At 62.5% G+C, this 26,024-nt stretch carries 27 protein-coding genes and 2 tRNA genes; 16 read left to right on the top strand and 13 right to left on the bottom strand.

Annotation, left to right across the window (positions count from 1 at the left end; genetic code table 11):
- Window positions 1–52 precede the first annotated feature (52 nt).
- From hisF to WM94_RS06135, 6 genes are all read right to left on the bottom strand, one after another.
- Complete coding sequence (gene hisF, locus WM94_RS06160) at window positions 53–823, bottom strand: imidazole glycerol phosphate synthase subunit HisF (protein WP_013970495.1); 771 nt, start codon at window positions 821–823, stop codon at window positions 53–55.
- A 10-nt stretch (window positions 824–833) separates the two neighbouring features.
- Window positions 834–1,571: a 1-(5-phosphoribosyl)-5-[(5-phosphoribosylamino)methylideneamino]imidazole-4-carboxamide isomerase gene (gene hisA, locus WM94_RS06155; protein WP_061550704.1), complete on the bottom strand. Its 738-nt coding sequence runs from the start codon at window positions 1,569–1,571 to the stop codon at window positions 834–836.
- Window positions 1,572–1,598: 27 nt separating this feature from the next.
- Window positions 1,599–1,859, bottom strand: a complete 261-nt coding sequence (locus tag WM94_RS06150) for a DUF2164 domain-containing protein (RefSeq protein WP_003257483.1) — start codon at window positions 1,857–1,859, stop codon at window positions 1,599–1,601.
- Window positions 1,860–2,498: an imidazole glycerol phosphate synthase subunit HisH gene (hisH, locus tag WM94_RS06145; RefSeq protein WP_013970493.1), complete on the bottom strand. Its 639-nt coding sequence runs from the start codon at window positions 2,496–2,498 to the stop codon at window positions 1,860–1,862.
- The gene (hisB, locus tag WM94_RS06140) at window positions 2,499–3,092 is read right to left on the bottom strand and encodes an imidazoleglycerol-phosphate dehydratase HisB (protein WP_003255736.1); all 594 of its coding nucleotides are present in this window, start codon (window positions 3,090–3,092) and stop codon (window positions 2,499–2,501) included.
- Between the two features lie 238 nt (window positions 3,093–3,330).
- On the bottom strand, window positions 3,331–4,992 hold the full coding sequence (locus WM94_RS06135; RefSeq protein ID WP_015268635.1) for an OFA family MFS transporter: 1,662 nt from the start codon (window positions 4,990–4,992) through the stop codon (window positions 3,331–3,333).
- Between the two features lie 382 nt (window positions 4,993–5,374).
- Between WM94_RS06135 and WM94_RS06130 the strand changes: the two genes are divergently transcribed.
- The 4 genes from WM94_RS06130 to WM94_RS06115 all read left to right on the top strand — a co-directional run bounded on the left by WM94_RS06130 (window position 5,375) and on the right by WM94_RS06115 (window position 9,120).
- A complete protein-coding gene (locus WM94_RS06130; protein WP_061550703.1) occupies window positions 5,375–7,621 on the top strand; it encodes an AsmA family protein in 2,247 nt (748 codons plus the stop codon).
- Window positions 7,618–8,685 (top strand): A/G-specific adenine glycosylase, encoded by a 1,068-nt coding sequence (gene mutY / locus WM94_RS06125; RefSeq protein WP_013970490.1) that lies wholly within the window; start codon window positions 7,618–7,620, stop codon window positions 8,683–8,685. The genes WM94_RS06130 and mutY overlap by 4 nt, the downstream gene beginning before the upstream one ends.
- The gene (locus tag WM94_RS06120; protein WP_003257478.1) at window positions 8,682–8,954 is read left to right on the top strand and encodes an oxidative damage protection protein; all 273 of its coding nucleotides are present in this window, start codon (window positions 8,682–8,684) and stop codon (window positions 8,952–8,954) included. Before mutY ends, WM94_RS06120 begins: the two co-directional genes overlap by 4 nt.
- A gap of 90 nt (window positions 8,955–9,044) precedes the next feature.
- Window positions 9,045–9,120 (top strand) — tRNA-Phe (locus tag WM94_RS06115).
- A gap of 138 nt (window positions 9,121–9,258) precedes the next feature.
- Here the strand turns inward: WM94_RS06115 and WM94_RS06110 are convergent.
- The gene (locus WM94_RS06110) at window positions 9,259–9,561 is read right to left on the bottom strand and encodes an addiction module antidote protein (protein WP_015268632.1); all 303 of its coding nucleotides are present in this window, start codon (window positions 9,559–9,561) and stop codon (window positions 9,259–9,261) included.
- 9 nt (window positions 9,562–9,570) lie between these two features.
- Window positions 9,571–9,861 carry a type II toxin-antitoxin system RelE/ParE family toxin gene (locus WM94_RS06105; RefSeq protein ID WP_061550702.1) on the bottom strand — a complete coding sequence of 97 codons (291 nt, stop codon included), beginning with the start codon at window positions 9,859–9,861 and terminating at the stop codon, window positions 9,571–9,573.
- 149 nt (window positions 9,862–10,010) lie between these two features.
- Between WM94_RS06105 and ppk2 the strand changes: the two genes are divergently transcribed.
- Window positions 10,011–10,991, top strand: coding sequence for a polyphosphate kinase 2 (gene ppk2 / locus WM94_RS06100; protein ID WP_061550701.1), 981 nt, complete (start codon window positions 10,011–10,013; stop codon window positions 10,989–10,991).
- Window positions 10,992–11,050: 59 nt separating this feature from the next.
- Window positions 11,051–11,494: a hypothetical protein gene (locus WM94_RS06095; protein ID WP_013970488.1), complete on the top strand. Its 444-nt coding sequence runs from the start codon at window positions 11,051–11,053 to the stop codon at window positions 11,492–11,494.
- A 174-nt stretch (window positions 11,495–11,668) separates the two neighbouring features.
- On the opposite strand, the gene gabP is transcribed toward WM94_RS06095, so the two are convergent.
- The gene (gabP, locus tag WM94_RS06090) at window positions 11,669–13,054 is read right to left on the bottom strand and encodes a GABA permease (protein ID WP_025337364.1); all 1,386 of its coding nucleotides are present in this window, start codon (window positions 13,052–13,054) and stop codon (window positions 11,669–11,671) included.
- Between the two features lie 665 nt (window positions 13,055–13,719).
- Here gabP and WM94_RS06085 point away from each other — a divergent pair.
- The 5 genes from WM94_RS06085 (at window position 13,720) to WM94_RS06065 (ending at window position 18,023) form a co-directional block, all read left to right on the top strand.
- Complete coding sequence (locus WM94_RS06085; protein WP_003257472.1) at window positions 13,720–14,493, top strand: ABC transporter ATP-binding protein; 774 nt, start codon at window positions 13,720–13,722, stop codon at window positions 14,491–14,493.
- 11 nt (window positions 14,494–14,504) lie between these two features.
- Window positions 14,505–15,257, top strand: coding sequence for an ABC transporter substrate-binding protein (locus tag WM94_RS06080; protein ID WP_013970486.1), 753 nt, complete (start codon window positions 14,505–14,507; stop codon window positions 15,255–15,257).
- A 54-nt stretch (window positions 15,258–15,311) separates the two neighbouring features.
- Complete coding sequence (locus WM94_RS06075; protein ID WP_013970485.1) at window positions 15,312–16,004, top strand: ABC transporter permease; 693 nt, start codon at window positions 15,312–15,314, stop codon at window positions 16,002–16,004.
- Window positions 16,004–16,693 (top strand): ABC transporter permease, encoded by a 690-nt coding sequence (locus WM94_RS06070; RefSeq protein WP_061550700.1) that lies wholly within the window; start codon window positions 16,004–16,006, stop codon window positions 16,691–16,693. The genes WM94_RS06075 and WM94_RS06070 overlap by 1 nt, the downstream gene beginning before the upstream one ends.
- Before the next feature lie 124 nt (window positions 16,694–16,817).
- Window positions 16,818–18,023: a methyltransferase gene (locus tag WM94_RS06065; RefSeq protein ID WP_061550699.1), complete on the top strand. Its 1,206-nt coding sequence runs from the start codon at window positions 16,818–16,820 to the stop codon at window positions 18,021–18,023.
- Window positions 18,024–18,411: 388 nt separating this feature from the next.
- Here the strand turns inward: WM94_RS06065 and WM94_RS06060 are convergent, their stop codons facing one another.
- On the bottom strand, window positions 18,412–18,702 hold the full coding sequence (locus WM94_RS06060) for a DUF3077 domain-containing protein (protein ID WP_003257466.1): 291 nt from the start codon (window positions 18,700–18,702) through the stop codon (window positions 18,412–18,414).
- 573 nt (window positions 18,703–19,275) lie between these two features.
- On the opposite strand from WM94_RS06060, the gene WM94_RS06055 reads away from it, so the two are divergent.
- Both WM94_RS06055 and WM94_RS06050 read left to right on the top strand, forming a co-directional pair.
- A complete protein-coding gene (locus tag WM94_RS06055; protein WP_061550698.1) occupies window positions 19,276–19,524 on the top strand; it encodes a hypothetical protein in 249 nt (82 codons plus the stop codon).
- Window positions 19,525–19,622: 98 nt separating this feature from the next.
- A tRNA-Thr gene (locus WM94_RS06050) sits at window positions 19,623–19,698 on the top strand.
- A gap of 82 nt (window positions 19,699–19,780) precedes the next feature.
- Here the strand turns inward: WM94_RS06050 and WM94_RS06045 are convergent.
- A complete protein-coding gene (locus WM94_RS06045; protein WP_061550697.1) occupies window positions 19,781–20,254 on the bottom strand; it encodes a type II toxin-antitoxin system HigA family antitoxin in 474 nt (157 codons plus the stop codon).
- Window positions 20,255–20,300: 46 nt separating this feature from the next.
- A complete protein-coding gene (locus tag WM94_RS06040; protein WP_082810503.1) occupies window positions 20,301–20,654 on the bottom strand; it encodes a type II toxin-antitoxin system HigB family toxin in 354 nt (117 codons plus the stop codon).
- A 177-nt stretch (window positions 20,655–20,831) separates the two neighbouring features.
- Here WM94_RS06040 and WM94_RS28765 point away from each other — a divergent pair, with 177 nt between their 5' ends.
- On the top strand, window positions 20,832–21,038 hold the full coding sequence (locus WM94_RS28765) for a DUF3079 domain-containing protein (protein ID WP_082810501.1): 207 nt from the start codon (window positions 20,832–20,834) through the stop codon (window positions 21,036–21,038).
- A gap of 442 nt (window positions 21,039–21,480) precedes the next feature.
- Here WM94_RS28765 and WM94_RS06030 read toward each other — a convergent pair whose 3' ends face one another.
- A complete protein-coding gene (locus WM94_RS06030; RefSeq protein ID WP_061550695.1) occupies window positions 21,481–23,766 on the bottom strand; it encodes a TonB-dependent siderophore receptor in 2,286 nt (761 codons plus the stop codon).
- A gap of 140 nt (window positions 23,767–23,906) precedes the next feature.
- Here WM94_RS06030 and WM94_RS06025 point away from each other — a divergent pair, with 140 nt between their 5' ends.
- Together WM94_RS06025 and WM94_RS06020 are read left to right on the top strand one after the other, a co-directional pair.
- The gene (locus WM94_RS06025; protein ID WP_015268622.1) at window positions 23,907–24,626 is read left to right on the top strand and encodes a response regulator; all 720 of its coding nucleotides are present in this window, start codon (window positions 23,907–23,909) and stop codon (window positions 24,624–24,626) included.
- A gap of 1 nt (window position 24,627) precedes the next feature.
- The gene (locus WM94_RS06020; RefSeq protein ID WP_061550721.1) at window positions 24,628–26,016 is read left to right on the top strand and encodes an ATP-binding protein; all 1,389 of its coding nucleotides are present in this window, start codon (window positions 24,628–24,630) and stop codon (window positions 26,014–26,016) included.
- The last annotated feature ends 8 nt before the right edge of the window (window positions 26,017–26,024 follow it).

Below are 26,024 nucleotides of genomic sequence, written 5' to 3'. Positions count from 1 at the left end.
GTAGGAGCGGCCTTGTGTCGCGAAAGGAGGGCAAAGCCCTCCCAACAATGGGTCAGCGAACGACGATCCCGCGCGAAGCCATGTAGGCCTTGGCTTCCGGCACCGTGTACTCACCAAAGTGGAAGATACTGGCAGCCAGCACCGCACTGGCATGCCCTTCCAGAATGCCGTCAGCCAAGTGCTGCAGGTTACCCACACCGCCCGAGGCAATCACCGGAATACCCAGCGCATCACTGATCGCACGGGTAACACCCAGGTCGAAGCCGTTCTTCATGCCGTCCTGATCCATGCTGGTCAGCAGGATCTCGCCAGCACCCAGGCCTTCCATCTTCTTCGCCCATTCAACGGCATCCAGCCCGGTCGGCTTACGCCCGCCGTGGGTGAAGATTTCCCAGCGTGGTTCTTCGCCCGGCCCGGACACCTTCTTGGCATCAATGGCGACGACGATGCACTGCGAACCGAAACGGTCCGCTGCCTCGCCGACGAACTCTGGGTTGAACACCGCGGCCGTGTTGATCGAGACCTTGTCGGCACCGGCATTGAGCAGGTTGCGGATGTCCTGCACGGTGCGCACGCCACCGCCCACGGTCAGCGGGATGAACACCTGGCTGGCCATGCGCTCGACGGTATGCAGGGTAGTGTCGCGGCCGTCGACGCTGGCAGTGATGTCGAGGAAGGTGATTTCGTCGGCACCTTGCTCGTCGTAGCGACGGGCGATTTCCACCGGGTCGCCGGCATCACGGATGTTCTCGAACTTGACGCCCTTGACCACCCGGCCGTTGTCCACGTCCAGGCAAGGGATGATGCGCTTGGCCAGTGCCATGGTTCAGTCCTCAGCCTTGGTAGTTGTCGCAGAAGGCCTGGGCCTCGGCGACATCGAGGGTGCCTTCGTAGATGGCACGGCCGGTGATGGCGCCGATGATGCCCGGGGCCTTGGCGTCCAGCAGGGCCTTGATGTCGCCCAGGTTGTGGATGCCGCCCGAGGCGATCACCGGGATCGAAGTGGCTTCTGCCAGCGCCTTGGTGAACGGCACGTTGCAGCCCTGCATCATGCCGTCCTTGGCGATGTCGGTGTAGACGATCGCCGAGACGCCATCGGCCTCGAAACGCTTGGCCAGGTCGATGACCTGAACCGAGCTCACTTCAGCCCAGCCGTCGGTGGCGACAAAGCCGTCCTTGGCGTCCAGGCCGACGATGACCTTGCCTGGGAAGGCCTTGCACGCTTCGGCAACGAACTCCGGCTGCTTGACCGCCTTGGTGCCGATGATCACGTAGCCGACGCCGGCCTTGACGTAGTGCTCGATGGTTTCCAGCGAGCGAATACCGCCGCCGATCTGGATCGGCAAAGTCGGGTAGCGCTTGGCAATGGCAGTGACCACTTCACCATTGACCGGCTGGCCTTCGAAGGCACCGTTGAGGTCGACCAGGTGCAGGCGGCGGCAGCCACCCTCGACCCACTTGGCGGCCATGCTCACCGGGTCGTCGGAAAATACCGTGGAGTCTTCCATGCGGCCCTGGCGCAGGCGCACGCAGGCACCGTCCTTCAGATCGATAGCGGGGATAATCAGCATCTTGGGAACCTGTCTGTTCTTGGGGTTTCAGGGCTTCTCGAGCGCCCACAGATCGCTTTCGATGCTCTCGAACCGCTCCTTGAGGTGCAGCTGAACATCGGCAATCGCCCTGTTGTAGTAAAGGGGTGCAATTTCTTTGCTGAACAGTTCGAGGACTTCGGCCACTTCGAACGACCCCAGCTCCAGCTCGAAACGGTCTTCGAGGAAGCGCTTGAGCGTGTGCAGCGCTTCGCGCTCCTGCTCAGGGGCCAGGGTGATGACCGGGGCCTTGGTCTTCGACCTGCTCATTTACCAGCGCCCGTCCCAGGCGACGAAGTTCTGCAGCAGCTGCAGGCCATGGGTATGGCTCTTCTCCGGGTGGAACTGCACGGCAAAGCGCGAGCCATCGGCCAGTGCAGCGGCGAAATCGACACCGTAATGGCCGCGACCGACCACCTGAGCCGGCTTGCCGGCATTGATGTAATAGCTGTGCACGAAGTAGAACCGCGCACGATCGGGGATGTCGTGCCACAGCGGGTGGTCGTTGGTCTGGCCGACTTCGTTCCAGCCCATGTGCGGCACCTTCAGGTGCTCGCCGTCTTCCTGCAGGTCTTTGCCGAAGAAGCGAACCTGGCCGGGGAACAGGCCGATACAGTCGACACCGTCGTTTTCTTCGCTGTGGTCGAGCAGTGCCTGCATACCCACGCAGATGCCGAGGAACGGGCGGTCCTGGCTGACTTCACGCACCAGGCTGTCGAAGCCCAGGCGGCGGATTTCTGCCATGCAGTCGCGAATTGCGCCCACGCCCGGGAATACCACGCGGTCGGCTTCGCGGATGACCGTGGCATCACTGGTGACCAGCACCTTGCCGGCACCTACATGCTCGAGCGCCTTGGCCACCGAGTGCAGGTTGCCCATGCCATAGTCGATTACGGCTACCGTCTGCATTTACAGGCACCCTTTGGTGGAAGGCATCTGCCCGGCCATGCGCTCGTCGAGGGTAATGGCCATGCGCAGGGCGCGGCCGAAAGCCTTGAACACGGTCTCGATCTGGTGGTGGGTGTTGTGGCCACGCAGGTTGTCGATGTGCAGGGTGACCAGGGCGTGGTTGACGAAGCCCTGGAAGAACTCCTGGAACAGGTCGACATCGAAGCCGCCGACGCTGGCGCGGGTGTACGGCACATGCATCTGCAGGCCCGGGCGACCGGAGAAGTCGATGACCACGCGCGACAGCGCTTCGTCCAGCGGCACATAGGCGTGGCCGTAGCGGAAGATGCCCTTCTTGTCACCGATGGCCTGAGCAAATGCCATGCCCAAGGTGATGCCGACGTCTTCGACGGTATGGTGATCGTCGATATGCGTGTCACCCTTGCACTCGATATCCAGATCGATCAGCCCATGGCGGGCAATCTGGTCCAGCATGTGTTCAAGGAAAGGCACACCGATATCGAATCGGGCCTTGCCACTGCCATCGAGGTTGATCGAGCACTTGACCTGGGTTTCCAGGGTATTGCGCTCGACGGAAGCCTTACGTTCGACCATCACCAGCTCCGCAAAATCATTAGGCGAAAAGGGCTTCATTATAGGCCTAGAACGCGCCGGCTTGAAACGCGGATGACATATGGCAAAACGAGGAATTACGCAGGCTGGATACCGTTACAGGTCTATACAACCGGGGGGCCTGGGGCTGCTTTGCAGCCCATCGCGACACAAGGCCGCTCCTACAGGGGTCACCTGTAGGAGCGGCCTTGTGTCGCGATGGGGTGCAAAGCGCCCCCAATCAATGGAACAGCACAGCCGTCTTCTGCAGGGTAATCCAAACGCCCCAGGCCAACGGCACGACCACCACTGCCCAGGCCAGCAGCACCAGCGGCAGGCTACCCGGCGCCGCCTTCCACTCCAGCGAGCGCGCCCCGTCGGCGCCCTTGTCATGGCTCAACGCCCGCTCGGCAGCCAGTTCGGCATCGCTCATGAAATGCTTGTCGGCCACCGGTCGCACCAGCATGTTGCAGACAAAGCCCAGCACCAGCAGGCCGGCGAGGATGTACAGGGTCATGTCATAAGCAGCCGCACGCTCCACCCCGGCCGCCAATTGGTACTCGCGCAGGTAGGTGATAAGCACCGGCCCCAGCACCCCCGCCGCCGCCCAGGCAGTCAGCAGGCGGCCATGAATTGCGCCGACCATCTGCGTGCCGAACAGGTCGGCCAGGTAGGCCGGTACCGTGGCAAAACCACCACCGTACATCGACAGGATGATGCAGAACGCCGCCACGAACAGCGCCACGTTACCCAGGTGCCCCATGTTCGGCACCAGGCTGTACAAGCCCACGCCCAAGGCAAAGAAGGCGAAATAGGTATTCTTGCGGCCAATGTAGTCCGAGAACGACGCCCAGAAGAACCGCCCGCCGATGTTGAACAGGCTCAGCAGGCCGGTGAAGCCGGCGGCGATCGCGGCAATCTGCGCCAACTGGGCGCTGTTCAGCTCGCTGAAGCTCAGCCCGTTGCCCAGCAGCTTGCCGGCGAACACTTCCTGCAGCAACGGCGAAGCCATGCCGAGGATGCCGATACCCGCCGACACGTTCAGGCACAGCACCAGCCAGATCAGCGCGAACTGCGGGGTCTTCCAGGCCACGCTGACGTGAACGTGGCGGTCAGTGACCATGGTGTTGCCAGCTTTCTTCACTGGGGCGCTCCAGCCTTCGGGCTTCCAGCCGGTTGGCGGTACGCGATACGCCAGGGCACCAGCGGTCATGAACACGAAGTAGATCGCCGCCATGACGACGAAGCTCTGCCACACGCCCACTTCCTGCGCATTGCCGAAATGGCCCATCAGCGCGGTGGCCAGCGGTGCACCGACCATGGCCCCGCCACCGAAGCCCATGATCGCCATGCCGGTGGCCATGCCGCGCTTGTCCGGGAACCACTTGATCAAGGTCGACACCGGCGAGATGTAGCCCAGGCCCAGGCCGATACCGCCGATTACGCCGGAACCCAGCCACATCAGCCACAGCTGATGGGTTTTCACGCCAATCGCCGAAATCAGCATGCCACCGCACCAGCACAGCGCCGACACCAGGCCGGCCTTGCGCGGGCCAGCGTGTTCCAGCCAACCACCCAGCACGGCCGCCGAGCAACCGAGGAAGACGAAGAACAGGGTGTAGATCCAGCTCAGCATGGAAATCGGCCAATCGCATTCGGCGCTGAACATACGGGCCATGAAGCCCATGTCCGCTGCGCAGGCGACCGGGGCGGTGATGCCTAGGGCTTGCGACAACGGCAGCCAGAACACCGAGAAGCCATAGGCCATGCCGATGCACAGATGAATGGCAAGGGCGGCCGGTGGGACCAGCCAGCGGTTGAAGCCCGGACGGGCGATGATGCGCTCCTTCGACAGGAAGCCTGGCGCACTGGCCAAGGTCCCCGCCGCGACGGTACTGCTCATGGATCAGATCCTTCTTATAGGGAGGGTGCAGGCAAAGCGGCGCAAGGGTAGCAGTATCAAGTAGCGTGAAAGCAATCTGATATCGTTAATTTTTGCTCGGCTGAAACGGTCATGTTGCCTATACCGGCCCTATCGCCGGCAAGCCACACAGGGATCCCACCGACCTCGGGGACAGCGGGATCCCTGTGGGAGCTGGCTTGCCGGCGATAGGGCCAGTACAGGCCACACATTCGGAACTGACAAAATCATGGCTGTCGAAAGCCGTACCATCTGCTGTACGCGTAGGAAATGCCCCGTATCTCTAGTCGAATACGCAGGGGTAACCACTGCGGCGCTATACTCTGGCGCTTGAATTTCAAAAACGGACTACAAGGACTCGCCCATGAAAGCGTTCGGCAAAATCCTGGGACTTGGGCTTCTCGGGTTGCTGCTGATCATCGTGGCGCTGGGCTTCGCCCTGACCCACCTCTTCGATCCCAACGACTACAAAGACGAGATTCGCCAGCTGGCACGTGACAAGGCTCACGTCGAGCTGACCCTCAACGGTGATATTGGCTGGAGCCTGTTCCCATGGCTGGGCCTGGAGTTGCACGACGCAAGCATCGCTACCTTGAACAAACCCAAGGAGCCGTTCGCCGACCTGCAGATGCTCGGGCTTTCTGTACGTGTGCTGCCACTGCTGCGCCGCGAAGTGCAGATGAGCGACGTGCGCGTCGAGGGCCTGAACCTGACCCTGGCCCGTGACGAACAGGGCCATGGCAACTGGGAAGACATCGGTAAACCGCTGCCCGCGCAGAACGGCGCCAGTGCCGATGGGCAGGCCAGTGCTCCAGCCCAGGCACCGGCCGAACAGGCGTCGGCACCGGTCGCCAGCAACGAACGCGCCGTCAAGCTTGACATCGACAGCCTGACCGTGAACAACGCCCGCGTACAGTACACCGATGCCAAGACCGGCCAGAGCTACAGCGCCGAAAGCATCCAGCTGAGCACCGGCCCGGTCCACGAAGGGGCGAACATTCCGCTCAAGGCCAGCGCCTTCCTCAGCGCCAGCCAGCCGAACATCAAGGCCCGCACCGAACTGGCCGGCGAGCTGCGCTTCGACCGCAAGCTCAAGCGCTACAACTTCGAAGACATGCGCCTGTCGGGCGAAACCTCGGGTGAACCCACCGGCGGCAAGACCGTGACCTTCGCCGCCCAAGGCCAGTTGCTGGTCGACCTGGCCGCCAATGTCGCCTCGTGGAACGGCCTGAAAGTCTCGGCCAACCAGCTACGCGCCCTGGGCGAGCTGAACCTGCGAGACCTGGACAAGGCACCGCAGCTGAGCGGCGGCCTGTCCATCGCCCAGTTCGACCTGCGCACCTTCCTCGACAGCATCGGCCGCCCGCTGCCGGCCACCAACGACCCGGCGGCCTTCGCCAAGCTGGAACTGGTCACCCGCCTGCAGGGCACGCCTAACAGCCTGGCCCTGGAAGACCTGGCGGTGAAGCTGGACGACAGCACCTTCACTGGCCGCGTGGCCGTCGAAGACTTCGCAAAACAGGCCCTGCGCCTGCAGCTCAAGGGTGACACCTTCAACGCCGACCGCTACCTGCCGGCCAAGAGTGAAGAGGCCAAGGGCGCCACCGCCGCGCGCCAGGCCGAGGTCAAGCAACAGGAAGCCAGCGCGGTCGCCGGCCCTGGCACCACGCCGCTCCCCAACGCCCCGACCCAGGTCGCCTGGAGCGACGACAAGCTGCTGCCGGTCGACCGCCTGCGCGCCCTCGACCTGCAGGCCGACCTGGCCTTCGGCTCGCTGACTCTGGACAAACTGCCGATCGAAGACGCCCAGCTCAAGGCCATCGGCCAGGGCGGCCTGCTGACCCTGCAAACCCTGCGCGGTGAACTGTACAACGGCACCTTCGAGGCCAAGGGCACCGTCGACGTGCGCCCTGCCGTGCCGCAACTGGGCGTCAACACCAGCATCCAGCGGGTGCCGGTGGAACACTTCATCAAGACCGAGGGCAAGGAGCAGACGCCACCGGTCAAAGGCCTGCTGACCCTGACCAGCGACCTGACCGCCACCGGCAACAGCCAGAAGGCCCTGGTCGACACCCTCAACGGCAACGCCAACTTCGTCATCAACGACGGCGTGCTGGTCAATGCCAACCTGGAACAGCAGCTGTGCAAGGCCATCGCCACGCTGAACCGCAAATCGCTCACCGGCGAGCCTCGCGGCAAGGACACCCCGTTCCAGGAACTGCGTGGCAGCCTGGTAGTACGCAATGGCGTCGCCAACAACCCGGACCTCAAGGCACGCATTCCGGGCCTGACCGTCAATGGCCATGGTGACCTCGACCTGCGTGTACTGGGCATGGACTACAACGTTGGCGTGGTCGTCGAAGGCGACCAGCGCGCCATGCCGGACCCGGCCTGCCAGGTCAACGAACGCTATGTCGGTGTCGAAATACCGCTGCGTTGCCGCGGCCCGCTGGAGCTGGGCGCCAAAGCCTGCCGCCTGGACCAGGACGGCCTGGGTAAGGTTGCCGCCAAGGTGGCCGGCAATCGTCTGCAAGACAAGATCGATGAAAAACTCGGAGACAAAGTGAGCCCGGAATTGAAAGACGCGCTCAAGGGGCTGTTCAAGCGATGAGCCCCGAGCAGTTCTCCAGCGCAGTGCTGGATTGGTATGACGAACACGGCCGGCACGACCTGCCCTGGCAACAGGGCATCAACCCGTACCGGGTGTGGGTGTCGGAAATCATGTTGCAGCAGACCCAGGTCAGCACCGTACTCAACTACTTCGACCGCTTCATGCAGGCCCTGCCGACCGTGCAGGCCCTTGCCGAGGCGCCGGAGGACGAAGTGCTGCACCTGTGGACAGGCCTGGGTTACTACACCCGGGCACGCAACCTGCAAAAGGCCGCGAAGATCGTGGTCGAACAGCATGGCGGCGAATTCCCGCGCAGTGTCGAGCAGCTCACCGAACTGCCCGGCATCGGCCGCTCCACCGCCGGCGCCATCGCCAGTATCAGCATGGGCATCCGCGCACCGATCCTCGACGGCAACGTCAAGCGCGTGCTGGCCCGCTACACCGCCCAGGCCGGCTACCCCGGCGAGCCCAAGGTGGCCAACCAGCTGTGGGCCACGGCCGAACGCTTTACCCCACAGCAGCGCGCCAACCACTACACCCAGGCGATGATGGACATGGGTGCCACGCTGTGCACCCGCAGCAAGCCCAGCTGCCTGATCTGCCCGCTGCAGCGCGGCTGCGAAGCGCACCTGCACGGTGAAGAAACCCGCTACCCCGAGCCCAAGCCGCGCAAGGCACTGCCGCAGCGCCGCACGCTGATGCCGCTGCTGGCCAACCACGAAGGCGCCATCCTGCTTTACCGCCGTCCGTCCAGCGGCCTGTGGGGTGGTTTGTGGAGCCTGCCGGAACTGGACGACATTGCCCAGCTCGATGACCTGGCCTACCAGCACGGCCTGCGCCTGGCTGACAGCCGCGCCATGGACGGCCTGACCCATACCTTCAGCCACTTCCAGCTGGCGATCGAGCCCTGGCTGGTGCGCGTCGACCCGGTCGGCCAGCACGTGGCCGAGGCCGACTGGCTCTGGTATAACCTCGCCACCCCGCCGCGCCTGGGCCTCGCCGCCCCGGTGAAAAAGCTGCTCAAACGCGCGGCCGACGAACTGATTGCAGGAGACGCCCGATGACCCGCACCGTGATGTGCCGCAAGTACAAAGAAGAACTGCCAGGCCTGGAGCGCCCGCCCTACCCCGGCGCCAAGGGCCAGGACATCTTCGAACACATCTCGCAGAAAGCCTGGGCCGACTGGCAGAAGCACCAAACCATGCTGATCAACGAAAAGCGCCTGAACATGATGAACGCCGAGGACCGCAAATTCCTCCAGGGCGAGATGGACAAGTTTTTCGCCGGCGAAGAATACGCCCAGGCGGAAGGCTACGTTCCACCCTCGGAATGACCCCACGGAACGTAAGCGACGGAATTAATTTAAAATTTTTTCAAAAAGTCGTTGACGAGCGGTCTGAAAGTCTATTTAATTCACCTCGTCGCCCAGATAGCTCAGTCGGTAGAGCAGAGGATTGAAAATCCTCGTGTCGGCGGTTCGACTCCGTCTCTGGGCACCACCTTCAAGCTTCTGGTGGTTGCAAAGTTACCCGAAGCGACAACAAGAAACCCGCCTAGTGCGGGTTTTTTGTTGTCTGTCATTTTTGCTGGAGGCTCGGCAGTTACCTGCCGTTACTGCCCCTCCCGATCGCTAAACCTTACCCCGCCGCGCGCGGCAGCACCTCGGCATGAAGCCTGACCCCGAGGGCCGCCATCACTTTCATGATGGTCGCCAAACTCGGGTTACCCTCTGCAGACAACGCCTTATACAACCCTTCTCGTGTCAGGCCGGTATCACGCGCCAACTGAGCCATACCCCGGGCACGAGCGATATCACCCAGGGCAGCAGCAAGCAGTGCTGGATCGTTTTCTTCAAGACAGGCCTCAAGGTAGAGGGCCATGTCTTCCTCTGTCTTCAAATGGTCTACAGCGTCCCATTTGGTCAGCTTGATATTTGTCATGGCGGCCTCCTAAAGGTCGCGTGCCAGCTTGAGGGCAGATTTGATATCTCTGGCCTGGCTGGTTTTATCGCCACCCGCCAGGAGGATGATCACTTCATAGCCTCGTTGAACAAAATACACCCGATAACCCGGACCATAGTCGATCCGAAGCTCGGATACTCCCTCGGCAACCGGTTTACAGTCCCCCATCACTCCAAGCTCCACTCGACGCAGCCTGACGTTTATCCGGGCCTTTGCCCGCGGATCCCGTAAAGCAGCGAACCACCTTCGGAAGGTTTCGGTTTGAATTAGTGTGCGCATGAGAAAAATGTAAACCGCAGTTCACACTACATTCAATTTGTAGCTGTTTCAAACTGTTTGTGGACGCGCCGTTGACCGATATCAAAGTGCCGCCGATCGCTCGACTTAAAATGCCAGATGGACATCCGACTCGACCCGCAAGGACCTCCATGAGCGAAGAATCCCCCCTCCTGCTCCCCGCCCCCAGCGAGCCCGCCATCACCCCAGCCCGCACGCGTCGCCCACGCCAGCGCAAGCCGGAGCCGACGATCACCAGCATCAGCCAGCAACCTGCTGCACTGGAAGTCGCCACCGCCCCCAAGGGCAGCAACGAAGACAGCACCTCGGCCCACCTGCCGGCCAGCTACCCCTACCGCACCCGCATGCGTCGCCAGGACTACGAAAAGGCCAAGCACGCGCTGCAGATCGAGTTGCTGAAGGTACAGAGCTGGGTGAAGGAAACCGGCCAGCGCGTGGTGATCCTGTTCGAAGGGCGCGATGCCGCAGGCAAGGGCGGCACCATCAAGCGGTTCATGGAGCACCTCAACCCTCGTGGTGCTCGCATCGTTGCCCTGGAAAAGCCTTCCGAGCAGGAAAAAGGCCAGTGGTACTTCCAGCGCTATATCCAGCATCTGCCCACGGCAGGTGAAATGGTGTTCTTCGACCGCTCCTGGTACAACCGCGCCGGCGTCGAAAAGGTGATGGATTTCTGCTCGCCACTGCAGTACCTGGAGTTCATGCGCCAGGCGCCGGAGCTGGAGCGCATGCTGTGCAACAGCGGCATCCTGCTGTTCAAGTACTGGTTCTCGGTGAACCGCGAAGAGCAGCTGCGCCGCTTCATCTCGCGCCGGGACGACCCGCTCAAGCACTGGAAGCTGTCGCCCATCGACATCAAGTCGCTGGACAAGTGGGAAGATTACACCGCAGCCAAGGAGGCGATGTTCTTCCATACCGATACTGCCGATGCGCCATGGACGGTGATCAAGTCCGATGACAAGAAGCGTGCGCGGATCAATTGCATCCGGCACTTCCTGCATTCGCTGGATTATCCGGGGAAGAACCACAGTGTGGCGCATGCGCCGGATGAGTTGCTGGTCGGTCGGGCGTCGCGAGGTTTCGAGGAAGATGAGGCAGAGCCGCAGGCCAGTTGAATCGGCGTGCCTGCTGCGCTTCAATACGCGCAATTTCCGCCCCACCAAGGATTCACCCCATGGCCACCCCCACCAAGCAACAGAAACGCGCCAAGCGCGCCGCCAGCAAGGCCAAGCAGAACCGCATGGTACGCAGCGGCCAGGCAGTCAAGGCCAGCGCTGGCGACAGCGCCAGCATCGAGCAGGTGTACAACAAGGCCATGGAATCGGGCAGCTACGACCCGCTGTTCAAGAAAATGAAGGAAGCCCAGGAAGGCGGCCTGGTGCCGATGATTTCGGTGTTCCTGGTAGACCCGCTGCTGGCCCTGGTGCTCAAGGGGCACAAGGAAGAACACGCCACCGACTACATCGTGCTGGTGTTCAATGCCTACCGCAAATGGCTGGACGGGGCCGACGAAGAGGCCACCATGGCCTGGCTGGAGAGCGATGAGTTCCAGGCAGCCTATGTGGCGGCTTCGGAGCTGGTTGCCAAGCAGCAACAGCAGCAGAAGCAGTTTGGCTGACAGGGCTGGATAACCTGCCCGGGCCCTATCGCCGGCAAGCCGGCTCCCACATGAACACCACAGGCCCGAAGGCAATGCCGTCCCTGTGGGCAAGCCCGCGAAAGGGCCGGAACAGGCAACAAAAAAGGCCGCGCCCTTCACAGGACGCGGCCTTTTCATTTCAGCCAGCGCGGATCAGTTGTCCAGCGCCACCCGCCCGGCAGCTTCACGCTTGCGGTGCACCAGCAAGCCAGCCGCCACCACACCAATGCTCAGCAATGCTGTCGCGATGATTTCGGCGCGGTGGTCCTCACGAAGCGCCATTACCACCAGAATGGCAATGATGAAGGCAATGGTCGCCCAGGTCAGGCCCGGGAACAGCCACATCTTGAAGGTGATCTTCTCGCCGCGGGCCTCACGCTGGGCACGCATGCGCAGCTGCGACACGGCAATCACCAGGTACACCAGCAGCGCAATGGCACCAGAGCTGGCCAGCAGGAACTCGAACACCTGGGCCGGGGCCACGAAGTTGGCGAACACACAGAGGAAGGCCGCTGCAGTGGACAGCAGAACCGCCACATGCGGGGTAGCCGACTTGGTGGTGCGCTGGGCAATGGCCGGGGCGTCACCACGCTTGCTCAGCGAGAACAGCATGCGCGACGAGGTGTACAGCGCCGAGTTCAGGCAGCTGGTCACGGCGATCAGCACGACGATGTCGACGATCAGCTTGGCATTCGGCACGCCGATGCGGCTCAGCACGGTCTGGTAGGAACCGGTCTCGGCCAGGGCCGGGTCGTTCCACGGCACCAGGGCCACGACCAGGAAGATCGACACCAGGTAGAACAGGCAGATACGCCAGATCACCGAGTTGGTGGCGCGGCTGATCTGCTTGCCCGGGTCCTTCGACTCGGCAGCGGCGATGGTAACGATTTCGGTACCCATGAACGAGAACATGGTGGTCAGCATGGCTGCCAGCACCGCGCCCAGGCCGTTAGGCATGAAGCCCTGGGTGTCGAACAGGTGGCTGGCACCGCTTACCTGGCTGCTCGGCACAAAGCCGAACATGGCAGCACAACCCACAGCGATGAAGCCGATGATCGCCAGCACCTTGAGCAGGGCGAACCAGAACTCGAACTCGCCGTAGTTCTTCACGCTGCACAGGTTGGTCAGGGTCAGCGCCAAGGTGATGACCAGGGAGAACGCCCACAGGTCGACCGCAGGGAACCAGGCATGCAGGATGGCTGCGGCGGCGTTGGCCTCCAGCGGAATTACCAGTACCCAGAACCACCAGTACAGCCAGCCAATGGTGAAACCGGCCCAGCGCCCGATGGCGCGGTCGGCATAGGTAGAGAACGAACCGGTGTCAGGCGAGGCGACAGCCATTTCACCCAGCATGCGCATGACCAGCACGACCAGCGTACCGGCGGCAGCGTAAGCCAGCAGCACGGCAGGGCCGGCAGCAGCAATGGCGTGGCCGGAGCCAACGAAAAGGCCGGCACCGATGACGCCAGCGATGGACAGCATGGTCACATGCCGTTGTTTGAGCCCCTGAGCGAGGTCATTGGAATTGTTACCGCTCATTGAAACTACCTTTGTAAGGAGTGGACCACTCCGACTGCGGTTACGGAGCGCGCCCGGGGTTGACCTGGGCGTCGCTGCAATCGGCGGTTTCCTACTGGCAATAAGCGCGCCATGTGCTGAATGCATTCGTCAGAAAAGTCGGTAGCCCTTTTAGCATGCGGTTTGGAGGGCTTTCGGCCAACGGCTGACCGAAAGACCATCAAATCATCGGATTACTGAAATACCCACTTACAAACGCACCAAAGGTGCTCCCCGGTAACACCTGTGCACCGCTGCAATGCAAAAAAGTGCAACCTAGAGGTACAACCTAAAGACCTGGCCGCCCCCGTTCGCGGGCATGCCCGCTCCCACAGGTCAGGTGCAACCATTTGAGCCCTTTTAAAGAACCTGTGGGAGCGGGCGTGCCCGCGAAAGGTCTAAAACCGCTTCCATGAGCGGGCCAAAGCTGGCACCATCGCGCCTTTTTTCATCAAGGCTCTGGTGCTGGGCGACACCTTCGCGGACATCCGCGCGACGTTGCGCTGCAACGATGCGACAAACTGCCCCACCAGCGCCCCGAGTCCCCAGCGACCCTGTTGGCCGTGATAATGCCGCTATGCTAGCGTGGCGCACGCCAGGAAGGCCGCCAACAGCTGGGAACGCACCCGTACACATGAGGACCGCACATGGCTCAGGCCACGCCCGCGCTGGAAATCCGCAATCTGCACAAACGCTACGGCGAGCAGGAAATTCTCAAGGGCATTTCGCTGACCGCACGCGACGGTGACGTGATCTCCATCCTGGGGTCGTCCGGCTCCGGCAAGTCCACCCTGCTGCGCTGCATCAACCTGCTCGAAAACCCGCACCAGGGCGAAATCCTGGTTGCCGGTGAAGCCCTCAAGCTCAAGGCCGCCAAGAACGGCGACCTGGTCGCCGCCGACAACCGCCAGATCAACCGCCTGCGCAGCGAGATCGGTTTCGTCTTCCAGAACTTCAACCTGTGGCCGCACATGTCGATCCTCGACAACATCATCGAGGCGCCGCGCCGCGTGCTCGGCCAGAGCAAGGCCGAGGCCATCGAAGCCGCCGAAGCCCTGTTGAACAAGGTGGGCATCTACGACAAGCGTCACAGCTACCCCGCCCAGCTTTCCGGTGGCCAGCAGCAGCGCGCCGCCATTGCCCGTACCCTGGCCATGAAGCCCAAGGTCATCCTGTTCGACGAGCCAACTTCGGCGCTCGATCCGGAAATGGTCCAGGAAGTGCTAAACGTTATCCGCGCATTGGCCGAAGAAGGCCGTACCATGCTGCTGGTGACGCACGAGATGAGCTTTGCCCGCCATGTGTCCAGTGAAGTCGTCTTCCTGCACCAGGGCCTGGTCGAAGAGCAGGGATCGCCGCAGCAGGTCTTCGAGAACCCGACCTCGGCGCGTTGCAAGCAATTCATGTCCAGCCACCGCTAACGGAGCAATACATGCACACTTACAAGAAGTTCCTCCTGGCAGCTGCTGCCACGCTGGTGATGTCGGCCAACGCCCTGGCCGCAGAAAAACTGCGCATGGGTATCGAAGCCGCCTACCCACCGTTCAACAACAAGGATGCCAGCGGTAACGTGGTCGGCTTCGACAAAGACATCGGCGACGCCCTGTGCGCCAAGATGAAAGTCGAGTGCTCGGTCGTCACCTCCGACTGGGACGGCATCATCCCGGCCCTGAACGCCAAGAAGTTCGACTTCCTGGTGTCGTCGCTGTCGATCACCGACGAGCGCAAACAGGCCGTGGACTTCACCGAGCCGTACTACTCCAACAAGCTGCAGTTCATCGCGCCGAAAAACGTCGACTTCAAGACTGACAAACCTTCGCTGAAGGGCAAGGTCATTGGCACCCAGCGCGCAACCTTGGCTGGCACCTACCTTGAAGATAACTACCCGGATGTCGAGATCAAACTCTACGACACCCAGGAAAACGCCTACCTCGACCTGGTTTCCGGCCGCATCGACGGCATCCTGGCCGACAAGTACGTGCAGTACGAGTGGCTGAAGAGCAAAGACGGCTCGAACTTCGAGTTCAAGGGTGAGCCAGTGATGGACAGCGACAAGATCGGCATTGCCGTGCGCAAGGGTGACACCAAGCTGCGCGACGACCTGAACAAGGCCCTGGCAGAAATCAAGGCCGACGGCACGTACAAGAAGATCAACGACAAGTACTTCCCGTTCAGCATCGAATGATCCGCCCCGACCGGCGCGCCCTTGCGGCGCGCCAGTCCCTAGAATGACCTGCCCATGAATATCGACCTGCACGGATTCGGTCCGGCCATGATGGCCGGCACCCTGATGACCGTAAAACTGGCGCTTTGCGCCTTGCTGCTGGGCCTGGTCCTGGGCCTGCTCGGCGCCCTGGCCAAGACTTCCGCGATCAAGCCGCTGCAATGGCTTGGTGGCTTCTATTCGACCCTGGTTCGCGGCGTGCCCGAACTGCTGTGGGTACTGCTTATCTATTTCGGCACCGTCGGCTTGATGAACGCCCTCGGTGAAGCCCTGAACATGCCGGGCCTGGAGCTCAGCGCCTTCGCTGCGGGCGTGATCGCCCTGGGCCTGTGCTTCGGCGCCTACGCCACCGAAGTGTTCCGTGGCGCCATCCTGGCGATCCCCAAGGGCCACCGTGAAGCTGGCCTGGCGCTTGGCCTGTCCAAAGGCCGCATTCTGTCGCGGATCATCCTGCCGCAGATGTGGCGCATCGCCCTGCCCGGCCTTGGCAACCTGTTCATGATCCTGATGAAGGACACCGCCCTGGTGTCGGTGATCGGCCTGGAAGAAATCATGCGCCACGCACAAATCGGCGTGACCGTGACCAAAGAGCCGTTCACCTTCTACATGGTCGCGGCCTGCATCTACCTGAGCCTGACCATCATTGCCATGACCGGCATGCACTTCATGGAAAAACGCGCCGCTCGCGGCTTTGCGAGGGCCGAATAATGAATTGGGAAGTCATCATCAAATGGCTGCCACGCCTGGCCCAGGGTGCGACCCTGACCCTGGAGCTGGTGGCCATCGCGGTGGTTGCCGGGTTGATCCTGGCCATCCCGCTGGGCATCGCCCGCTCCTCGCGCCACTGGTATGTGCGCGCGGTGCCGTTCAGCTACATCTTCTTCTTCCGTGGCACGCCGCTGCTGGTGCAGCTGTTCCTGGTCTACTACGGCCTGGCGCAGTTCGACCTGGTGCGTTCGAGTTCGCTGTGGCCGTACCTGCGCGACCCGTTCTGGTGCACCGTGCTGACCATGACCCTGCACACTGCTGCCTACATCGCCGAGATCCTGCGCGGTGCGCTGCAGTCGATCCCCAAGGGGGAGATCGAGGCGGCGCGGGCGCTGGGCATGTCTCGGGCTAAGACTCTGTTCTACATCATGCTGCCACGCGCCGCGCGCATCGGCCTGCCGGCGTACAGCAACGAAGTGATCCTGATGCTCAAGGCCAGCGCCCTGGCCAGTACCGTGACCCTGCTGGAACTGACCGGCATGGCCCGTACCATCATCGCCCGTACCTACCTGCCGGTAGAGATCTTCTTTGCCGCCGGGGTGTTCTACCTGGTGATCTCGTTCGTGCTGGTGCAGGGCTTCAAGCTGCTGGAGCGCTGGTTGCGCGTGGATGCGTGCCAGGGCCGCTGAGACCTCACTGACTGCTTCGCGGGCACGCCCGCTCCCACAGGGACCCCACAGCCCTCAAGCTGTGCACTATACCTGTGGGAGCGGGTTCACCCGCGAAGAGGCCCTGAAAACCAACACACATCCCATGCCCAACCACCTCCACAGCCCCCACCTAAGCACCCGCTTCCAGGCCCTCGACCAGTTCCTGATCGAGCACCAGCAACTGTGGAAACCCCGCCCCTTCACCAGCCTGCAGCTGGCTTGGGAAACCGCCCACCCCGAGCTTGCCGCCCACCTGCGCCAATGCTCCCTGGAAGACGCCGAAACCGACACCACCGCTGCCCCGTTGCCCGCCCCGTTCCCGCAACTGGCCCAGCAAGCCCGACAGCTTTCGGCACTCGGCAACCTCCCGGAAACCGACCTGCCCCCCGCCGCGCATCGCCTCGACGTAGCCGTCCCCGGCCGCAAATGGCAGCAGATCGAAGCCTTCGCCAGCCACCTGGCCTTCCGCGAACAGCCCCGTCACTGGCTGGACTGGTGCTCCGGAAAAGGCCACCTGGGCCGCCGCCTGCTGCAACCCGGCCAACACCTGACCTGCCTGGAATACGACGCCGAACTGGTCGCCGCCGGCCAGGCCCTGAGCACGCACCACCACTTGCCGGCGCAGCATGTGCACCAGGATGTGATGGCCAACGACAGCGCCCGCCACCTGGCTGGCGACAAAAGCGTGGTCGCCCTGCACGCCTGTGGCGACCTGCATGTGCGCTTGATGCATCTGGCCAGCCAGCAAGGTTGCCGGCAACTGGCCGTGGCCCCCTGCTGCTACAACCGCATCGCGGCGCAGCAATACCAGGCGTTATCCACAGCCGCCCAAGCCTCCAGCCTGCGGCTGTCGCTGGACGACCTGGGCCTGCCCTTGAGCGAAACCGTCACCGCCGGCGCCCGCGTGCGGCGCCAGCGCGACACCTCAATGGCCCGGCGCCTGGGCTTCGACCTGCTGCAACGCCAGCAGCGCCAGACCGACGAGTACCTGCCGACACCGTCGCTACCCGTGGCCTGGCTGGAGAAGCCCTTCGAGCAGTACTGCCGCGACCTGGCCGAACTCAAGCAATTGCAGCTGACTGGCAACCCGGACTGGGCTGCCCTGGAAGCCGCCGGTTGGCAGCGCCTGGCCGAGGTCCGCAACCTGGAGCGCGTGCGCAACCTGTTCCGCCGGCCGCTGGAGCTATGGCTGGTACTCGATCGAGCCCTGTTCCTCGAAGAACAAGGCTACAACGTGCGCCTTGGCCTGTTCTGCGACTACCCACTCACCCCGCGCAACCTGCTAATCCTTGCCGAACGCGACCGTTAGCCGCAGCACAACCTGTGGATAACTCTGTGAACAAGCTTGTGATTACCTGTTGGATCCAAGCGCTATTTCAAGCGTCTGGCTTATTCCGGCTTGCGCGTCAAGGCCAGTAAAAACAGGCGTTTGCGCAAAGACCGGCGGTGTATCGATCCGGCATGCCTTTCGCGCAACGCGCCGATGCCACTTGTGCATAAACATTTCTTGTGGTTGGCGACTGCGTCTAAAGCCTTACCCAGAATGGCTTGATTTACGCGGTCCCTTGTAGGAGCGGCCTTGTGTCGCGAAAGGGCTGCAACGCAGCCCCAGCGATCTCTGCAAATACGCCAAAAACGGGGGCCGCCTTGCGGCCCATCGCGACACAAGGCCGCTCCTACACTAACCGCGTGGGCCTTCAATGCGCCTTGTTCTTGGCAATCTCGATATCGTTCATCAGCGCCTTGGCCATGTCGCACAGATAATCGGCGGCGCCCAGGAATTTATGGTCATCCTCCATATCCCCTTCGCGCACCAGATGCTTGATGTAGCCCATCAGGATCGAGACATGCTCATAGGCAGCATCGACGGGGACGCCAGGCTCCACGCGTAGCAGATTGAGGGATGGGTTACCGGCTGCGAGGAAGGTTTCCACGCCTGCGGTGGTGATTGGCTTTGGGCTGCGGGGATCAGTATCAATCGTTTTCAATTTTCAAACTCCTAGTTCAAAGGAGTTGCCGTGTTCATTCTTTCTCACGGAACAAAGGCGGCAACCGTGCACGAGGTGAGAAACCGAGTGAACATAGGAAGCTCGGCCAGACCAAGGTCTGCCCGCGCACGGTCGCCATTACGCAGCCGATACGTTCAAAATCGGGTTCTCACACCCGGTCGCCAGAGCGACCCGAAAACGGTATCCGTGAGCCATTTCCCCGACAACAGCGATACTTCGGCGGCGCGCGTAGGATAGTTCCGAAGCCACCAAACCCTGAAGCTGTTAGCCCTAAAGTTCAGAATCTTCGTACAGCTGATGGCCCTTTCGCGGGTAAACCCACACACAGGAATCTCACAAGGCTTGAGAACAGTGATATCCCTGTGGGAGCGGGTTCACCCGCGAAGAGGCCAGAACAGGCAACAAAAAGCTAAAGCCTCACCGCTGATCCCGCCCAACGGTGTATCATCCGCCCCCCAAATGATTAAAAAGTGACGTCGCGCGCTGCCCGCCAGCCCCGCGACCTTCTGGCGTTGCGCCAGAACCGACAATGGACTAACGGACCCGACCATCGTGACCCAAGCCAAGCCCCTCGCCCTGCTGACCCTCACCCTGGCTCTGACCGCCTGCACCAGCGGCACCGCTCCCCACCCCACCAGCAGCCTGGGCTGGAACCACCCCGGCATGCAGCTGGGCGGCGACAACGGCCTGCCCCTGCGCACCGAAAGCCCCTGCCGCAAGCGCGGCTGCGACAACGACAAGCTGTTCTTCAACCCGGGCAAAACCGAGCCGAGCGTCACCACCATCCATCGCGGCTGGTAGGAAAATTCTTCTTTCAGGTCGGTGACTTAGGTCATTTGCGAACATTCGCAACGAAGTGGTTTACAGGCGCCAACCGATCGTTATAATGACGCCCCATTGCCGGTATAGCTCAGATGGTAGAGCAACTGACTTGTAATCAGTAGGTCCCGGGTTCGATTCCTGGTGCCGGCACCATACGCAGTATCAAAAAAGGCTCACCGAAAGGTGGGCCTTTTTTGTTTTCAGTGCCCCGCGATCCCGGCGCCCCCTACCGATTTCAAACCACCCCATGCATGAAAAACTCGACCGGCACGCTGAAAAACTCAGCAAAGCCCTTTATCTGGGCAACCGTCATCTTCCGCTTGTTGTTCAGAATCTCTGAAACCGCACTCTGGGTCGCTATCGAGGCAAGGTCCTTCTGCTTCACGCCCCTGTCCGACAGCAGGAAGGCCAACGCTTCGGCCTGGCTCGCAAACGGCACGAGTACCGACTCACTCTCATACTCGTAGACACGATCCGCCACCATCTCCGCAAAGCGCGCTGCTGCGTGACCTTCGCTGTCGGCATGCGAGTAGAGTTCATCGATCAATGCCATCCGCGCCTGGAGCTCTGCATCGTCCTTGATAGGGTCATGGCAGGCAGCAAGAAGCTGGGCCATGGTTGCCATCTGGGCGTTCAGGCCATCCAGCATGGGTGAAATATTAGCGATGAAGGCATCTAGTCCATTGGCTTCGATTTTATCCCGCTTCATGGTTGTCACCTGTCGAATCGGTAGGTTTTGGGCAAGTGCCAGGCGGCTACCTGACATCGCTCTTGCACCACTTGTCGTACTCCGCGTGCGACAGAATGGCCTTGATATAGAGGGTGCCCGTTCGTGTGTTGAGCCATGCGATCAGACGGCATTCGTTTTTCTTGATATCAAACACATAGACATCAAGCGGCCCTTTTCGGCTGGAGGGCCTGAGTTTTGAACAAGGAATGCGGTCAACGTTCCAGCCAGAGGCGGTAGACCACGTATCCCTTAGCTGCTCAAAAGACTCGAAGCGCAGCGTCGCCCTATCAAAGGTCGTGAGCCACAGGCTCAGGGGTGCTTTCCACTGGGCGTGAGCTTCGATGGCTTTGGTAACCGCCGCTTTCGTTATCACCCGCATTGTGTTGTCCCGGCGTACCAAGGTGCCTACAAATTATTCCGGATCAAGATATCTGTCAAGCAGATATCTTGATCCGGAATATACGCTCCGCTGAGGGTCACCTGGATATTGATGTCGATCAAGCTGAGTAGCGGGCCGAGGTATAGGTTGGGGACATAGTCCTGAGGGAAGCTGACCATGGCCAAGAAATTCCCCACAAACCCCAGCCACCCGGAGCGCATTTGCTGGGGCTGCGACCTGTATTGCCCGGCCAAGGCGTTGGCCTGTGGCAATGGCGCGAGCCGGACCATGCACCCGGTGGAACTGTTTGGTGAGGACTGGGATAGTTTCGAAGACCGGCTGGAGAAGTCGGTTGATCGCCAGCAAGAGACTGGCCCTAGGTGAAATAGGGCAGCTTTGTGGCCCATAGCCGGCAAGCCGCGCTCTCATAGAACTGCAGATAACTCATTGAATTAGCAGGGGCCCTGTGGGCTTTAGCCGCGAACACCGGCGCAGCCGGTGCCATACACCGCGTTGGATTCTTCGCGGCTAAAGCCGCTCCCACAGGGTACGCGGATTGCTTGCAATTTCAGTTATCTACGCGACAGCGCAGCCCAAAGGGCTGGGCCATCTACCACAGGTACAGCGCATGGTTTGAGCCTGGCGCCGACCCAGCGAATCAGGTGCTGCGGTGGATGGCACGGGCTTCGCCCGTGTTCGCGGGCGCGCCCGCTCCCACAGGGATCGCGCCACCTGTTAGAAATGGAGCAAGGCTGTTGCTACCAAAATACCTGTGGGAGCCCGGCTTGCCGGCGATGGGCTGCGCAGCAGCCCAAGGTGCGTTTGATCAGAACGCCGTGCTGACCGTCAGCGACAGGTTGCGCGGGTCGCCGTAGATCGCCCCGGCATAGAACCCGTAGCGGGTGTAGTAGTGCTTGTCGAACAGGTTGTTGGCGTTGAGGCTGACGCTGGTGTCGTCGGTCAGCTGATACTTGGCCATGGCATTCCAGATGGCATAACCGGACCAGTTCACGTCAGTGGCACCATTGCTCGGCTGGCCTGCCGGGCTGGAGATTGCGCGGATGTTGCTCTGTGCAGTAACCCCGGCGCCCAGGGTCAGGCGGTCGAGTGGGCCGGAAAGGCGGTAGGTGGTCGAGGCCTTGAACAGGTGCGACGGGTCGCTGCGGCCGTCGCTGTCGACGCGGCGGAAGTGCAGGTAGGTGTAGCCGGCGTACACATTCCAGCTGGGGGTCAGGGCGCCGGCGATTTCCAGGTCGATACCGTCGGTTTCCTGGCCGGAACCGGCCTTGTAGGCGTCACTACCGGTCGGGGTGGTGAGGTCGCCGTCGAGCACTGCCTTGTTTTCCTGCTTGGTACGGAAGTACGCCGCCGAGGCGTTCAGGCGGCCCTCGAACCACTCTCCCTTGATACCCGTCTCGTAGCTTTGCCCGCGAATCGGCTCGACCTTGCTGCCGCTGCTGGTTTCAGCGGTTTGCGGGGTGAAGATGTCGGTGTAGCTGGCATACAGCGAGTAGTTGTCGTTGAGGTCGTACACGGCGCCCAGGTACGGGGTGACGATGCCGTTCTCTTCCTGGCTGGTACGTGCGCCAGCCACGCTGCGGGTGGTGGCCGAGTAGTTGCTGGTGCGCACGCCGAGGATGACCGACAGTGGGTCGGTGATGCTCAGGCGGGTTGCCGCGTACATGCCCTGCAGGCGGGTGGTGGTCTTGCTGTGGCGGCCGGTGCGCGAGGCGATGATGTTGTAGTCGTCATCCACACCATTGCGCCAGTCGGTCAGCGGGAAGCCGTTGTTGGCGCGGAACTGGCAACCCAGCGCAGGCGCACTGGCCATGCCGTCGCCAACCATGGTGCAGGTGTATTCCGGTGACCAGGCCACGGTGCGGCTGTCGTTGTAGCCAACCATCGCCTGGTGGGTACGGCCGAACAACTGGAACGGGCCGGACAGGTCGATCTGCGCCGACTGCTGGGTGGTGTCGGTGGAGCTGTGCAGGCCGTTGAGCACGGCGCCGCTGCCATCCTGGTCCCAGTAGCCGCCGTAGCTGCCACGGCCCGCCGAGTTGACCTTGGCCAGGCCGCGGTGGCTGAGGGTTTCGGCGGTGCTCTGGGCGGCTTTCAGGTCCAGCGTCCAGTCGTTGTCGAAGCGGTGCTCCAGCGAGCCGAACGCGGTGCGGGTGGTGTACTCGCCAAAGCTCCAGCTGGGTACCACGTTGGTGCTGCGCGGCAGGTCGGTCTTGCTGCCATCGCTGTACCAGATCGGGATGTTCGCACCCCAGCCACCGCCAACAATCTTGTTGTACTCGTACTGGTAGCCGGCACCAAGGGTGGTGGCGTCGTCCAGGTCGAACTCGAAGTTGGCCAGCGCGGCGCGGGAGCGCTCGGACTGGTTGTCGCGGAATGAGTTGGCGTCCTGCTGGGTCATCACGAAGCGCGAACGCAGGCGGCCGTCTTCGGACAGCGGCAAGTTGAGGTCGGCGCCCAGGCGGCGCTTGTCCCAGCTGCCGTAGGTGGCATAAGCGCTACCGCCGAACGTCCTGGTCGGTGCCTTGCGGATCAGGTTGACGGTGGCCGACGGGTCGCCGGTACCGCCCAACAGGCCGTTGGCGCCGCGCACGATGTCGATGCGCTCGTACAGGTCCATGTTCAGTGCGTTGCCGCCGCCACTGAAATCGGACCCGCCCTGGAACTGCAGGCCATCGACCTTCCAGTTGCTGATCGAGTAACCACGGGCACGGTAGTCGGTACGCCCGCCCACTTCGGACTTGCTCGCGGTCACGCCTGGGGTGGTTTCCAGCGCTTGCTCGATGGTGTGGATGTCGCGGTCATCCATTTGCTGGCGGGTAATGGTGGTGACCGACTGCGGCGTCTGGCGCGGCGTCAGGGCCAGGCCGGTGGAGCTGCGGGTGCTTTCGACGGTGTAACCCAGCTGACCAGCTTCGTCGGCAGGCAGCAGGGCGCTGTCTTCGATCTGCGTGGCCTCCAGTTCCAGGGGCTTGCTGTCGGCAGCCATCGCGCCACCGCTGACGGCCACGGCAATGAACAGGGCCAGCGGTTTGAGGCGCGTGCCGCCTCGGCTGATGGAGGGGAAGGCGTTCGGGGTGCTCTCGGAGTTCATTTGGGAAGGCTTCGTATTTGCAGATGATTTTTTGTTAGGATTCTAGGGATCGGCCCCCCGAGCTCCAGACCCGGCTTGTACGGGGATGTAATCGAACGTAACGAGCGCCACCGGCCCTCACCGAACAGGTGTTTTTCTGCATGAGCACAACTTTGCTTGTTGTCGATGATGACGACGAGATCCGCGAACTTCTTTGTGATTACCTGACAGATGCCGGCTATAACGTGCTGGCAGCGGCTGACGGCGAGCAGATGCGCGAGCACCTGGCCCGGCACAAGGTGGAGCTGGTGGTGCTGGACCTGATGCTGCCGGGCGAAGACGGCTTGAGCCTGTGCCGCCAGCTGCAAGCCACGCCGGGGCTCGCGGTGATCATGCTGTCGGCCAAGGGCAGCACGCTGGACCGTATCATCGGCCTGGAGGTGGGTGCCGATGACTACCTGGCCAAGCCCTTCGAGCCACGCGAGCTGATCGCCCGGATCAAGGCCGTGCTGCGTCGTCCGCAACGCCTGGATGCCCCCGCCGAAGAGCCGGTAGAAGATGCCCAGCTGTTCGCCGGCTTCCGCCTGGAACACGTGAAGCGCCTGCTCACCCGCCCCGATGGCGAGACCCTGACCCTGCCCCGCTCCGACTACCGCGTACTGCGCGAGCTGCTGGAAGCCAACAACCGCGTGGTGTCCCGCGACCAGCTGACGCGCAGTGCGTTCGGCCGCGACCACCTGCCCGACGACCGTTCGGTGGACATGTGCGTCAGCCGCCTGCGCCAGCACCTGCGCCACGCGCCGGCGGGTGCCGCGCAAATTCTCACCATCCGCAACGAAGGCTATTTGCTGAGCATCGCCGCCAACGGGGCCGATGCCTGACATGCGCTGGCTGCGCCGGCTGTGGCCACGCACGTTGTTCGGCCAGTTGCTGCTGATAATGGTCAGCGGCACCGTGCTGATTCAGTTGATGTCCAGCAGCATCTGGTTCGATGTGCGTTTTGCCCAGGTTCTCGAGGCCCCTGTCCGGCTGATTGCCGCACGCAGCGCTCCGTTGATCGCCCAGGCCGACTGCCGTGCCGGTGCACTGCAGGCGCCAGCGCATTACCAACTGCGTTGCAGCGAAGCCCTGCCCACGCCGGTGCAGGACGAGCGCCGCGGGCGCAGGCGTGTCGAGCTGTTGCTGCACCAGGCCCTCGAGTACGAGTTGGGGCATGCCCAGGACGTGCGCCTGATGAAAGTGCAGTTGACCGACGAACAGGGCCAGCCGATCGTCTGGCGCAGCCTGTTCGGCCTGCGCACGGCCCAGGCGCATCTGCAGTTCGCGGTGCCGTTGGCCGGTGGGCACTGGCTGACCATCGAGGGCCAGGAACTGCAAGGCTGGAGCGGCGAGTCGGCCTGGGTGCTGATCAGCGATTACCTGTTGCGGGTGTACGCGCTGCGCATCGTCGCGGTATTGCTGGTGTGCCTGATAGCCGTGCGCCTGTGCCTGCGCCCGCTTCGGCGCCTGGCCGATGCCGCGCGCGGCCTGGGTAGCAACCTCGAGCAGCCGCCCTTGGCGCTGGATGGCCCGGAGGAAGTGCGCCAGGCGGCCCAAGCCTTCAACGCCATGCAGCAGCGGCTGATCGCGATGGTCAACGACAAGGCCTACTTCCTGGCCGCCGTGTCCCACGACCTGCGCACCCCGCTGACGCGCATGCGCCTGCGCCTGGAGCGCTTGCCGGACGACGAAAACCGGCAACGCCTGCGGCAGAACATCGCGCAGATGGACAACATGATCGGCCAGGTGCTCGATTACCTGCGCGCGGGGGAGCAGCAGAACTTGCAACAGGTAGACCTGGACCGGCTGGTGGTGCGCCAGTGCGCGGAGCTGGCCACTGCCGAAGAGCCACTGCCGGTGCATGGCCAGGCGGGCAGCCTGCAGGCCGATGCCCTGCTGCTGCAGCGCTGCCTGCAGAACCTGCTGGTCAATGCATTGCGTTATGCCAAGGAGGTTTCGGTCACGCTGGAGCGCGCGACCACGGGGGTGTTCATTCATATCGATGACCGCGGGCCGGGGATTGCGCCGAGCCTGCTGGCGAGCATCATCGACCCGTTCGTGCGTGGTGAAGGGTCGCGCAACCAGGCGTCCGGGGGGTATGGGCTGGGGTTGAGCATCGCCCAGCGGATTGCTGCCAGCCATGGGGGCGAGTTGCTGTTGGCGAACCGCGAGGGGGGTGGGTTGCGGGTCAGCGTGTTGCTACCCAATCAGCCTTTACGCGCCCCCCTGTAGGAGCGCAT

Origin of the sequence: Pseudomonas sp. ABFPK, from assembly GCF_001586765.1 — a bacterium.
Taxonomy (GTDB): Bacteria; Pseudomonadota; Gammaproteobacteria; order Pseudomonadales; family Pseudomonadaceae; genus Aquipseudomonas; species Aquipseudomonas asiatica.
This window is presented reverse-complemented; position numbering and strand designations above follow the sequence as displayed.

Coding starts and splice junctions, on each gene's coding strand:
- WM94_RS06120 (WP_003257478.1), top strand. CDS start 8,682: ATGACCCGCACCGTGATGTGCCGCAAGTACAAAGAAGAACTGCCAGGC.
- WM94_RS28765 (WP_082810501.1), top strand. CDS start 20,832: ATGGCCAAGAAATTCCCCACAAACCCCAGCCACCCGGAGCGCATTTGC.
- WM94_RS06110 (WP_015268632.1), bottom strand. CDS start 9,561: ATGACAAATATCAAGCTGACCAAATGGGACGCTGTAGACCATTTGAAG.
- mutY (WP_013970490.1), top strand. CDS start 7,618: ATGAGCCCCGAGCAGTTCTCCAGCGCAGTGCTGGATTGGTATGACGAA.
- WM94_RS06095 (WP_013970488.1), top strand. CDS start 11,051: ATGGCCACCCCCACCAAGCAACAGAAACGCGCCAAGCGCGCCGCCAGC.
- hisB (WP_003255736.1), bottom strand. CDS start 3,092: ATGGTCGAACGTAAGGCTTCCGTCGAGCGCAATACCCTGGAAACCCAG.
- hisA (WP_061550704.1), bottom strand. CDS start 1,571: ATGCTGATTATCCCCGCTATCGATCTGAAGGACGGTGCCTGCGTGCGC.
- WM94_RS06075 (WP_013970485.1), top strand. CDS start 15,312: ATGAATATCGACCTGCACGGATTCGGTCCGGCCATGATGGCCGGCACC.
- WM94_RS06025 (WP_015268622.1), top strand. CDS start 23,907: ATGAGCACAACTTTGCTTGTTGTCGATGATGACGACGAGATCCGCGAA.
- hisH (WP_013970493.1), bottom strand. CDS start 2,498: ATGCAGACGGTAGCCGTAATCGACTATGGCATGGGCAACCTGCACTCG.
- WM94_RS06020 (WP_061550721.1), top strand. CDS start 24,628: ATGCGCTGGCTGCGCCGGCTGTGGCCACGCACGTTGTTCGGCCAGTTG.
- WM94_RS06040 (WP_082810503.1), bottom strand. CDS start 20,654: ATGCGGGTGATAACGAAAGCGGCGGTTACCAAAGCCATCGAAGCTCAC.
- WM94_RS06105 (WP_061550702.1), bottom strand. CDS start 9,861: ATGCGCACACTAATTCAAACCGAAACCTTCCGAAGGTGGTTCGCTGCT.
- WM94_RS06150 (WP_003257483.1), bottom strand. CDS start 1,859: ATGAGCAGGTCGAAGACCAAGGCCCCGGTCATCACCCTGGCCCCTGAG.
- WM94_RS06030 (WP_061550695.1), bottom strand. CDS start 23,766: ATGAACTCCGAGAGCACCCCGAACGCCTTCCCCTCCATCAGCCGAGGC.
- hisF (WP_013970495.1), bottom strand. CDS start 823: ATGGCACTGGCCAAGCGCATCATCCCTTGCCTGGACGTGGACAACGGC.
- gabP (WP_025337364.1), bottom strand. CDS start 13,054: ATGAGCGGTAACAATTCCAATGACCTCGCTCAGGGGCTCAAACAACGG.
- WM94_RS06045 (WP_061550697.1), bottom strand. CDS start 20,254: ATGAAGCGGGATAAAATCGAAGCCAATGGACTAGATGCCTTCATCGCT.
- WM94_RS06065 (WP_061550699.1), top strand. CDS start 16,818: ATGCCCAACCACCTCCACAGCCCCCACCTAAGCACCCGCTTCCAGGCC.
- WM94_RS06085 (WP_003257472.1), top strand. CDS start 13,720: ATGGCTCAGGCCACGCCCGCGCTGGAAATCCGCAATCTGCACAAACGC.
- ppk2 (WP_061550701.1), top strand. CDS start 10,011: ATGAGCGAAGAATCCCCCCTCCTGCTCCCCGCCCCCAGCGAGCCCGCC.
- WM94_RS06135 (WP_015268635.1), bottom strand. CDS start 4,992: ATGAGCAGTACCGTCGCGGCGGGGACCTTGGCCAGTGCGCCAGGCTTC.
- WM94_RS06070 (WP_061550700.1), top strand. CDS start 16,004: ATGAATTGGGAAGTCATCATCAAATGGCTGCCACGCCTGGCCCAGGGT.
- WM94_RS06080 (WP_013970486.1), top strand. CDS start 14,505: ATGCACACTTACAAGAAGTTCCTCCTGGCAGCTGCTGCCACGCTGGTG.
- WM94_RS06130 (WP_061550703.1), top strand. CDS start 5,375: ATGAAAGCGTTCGGCAAAATCCTGGGACTTGGGCTTCTCGGGTTGCTG.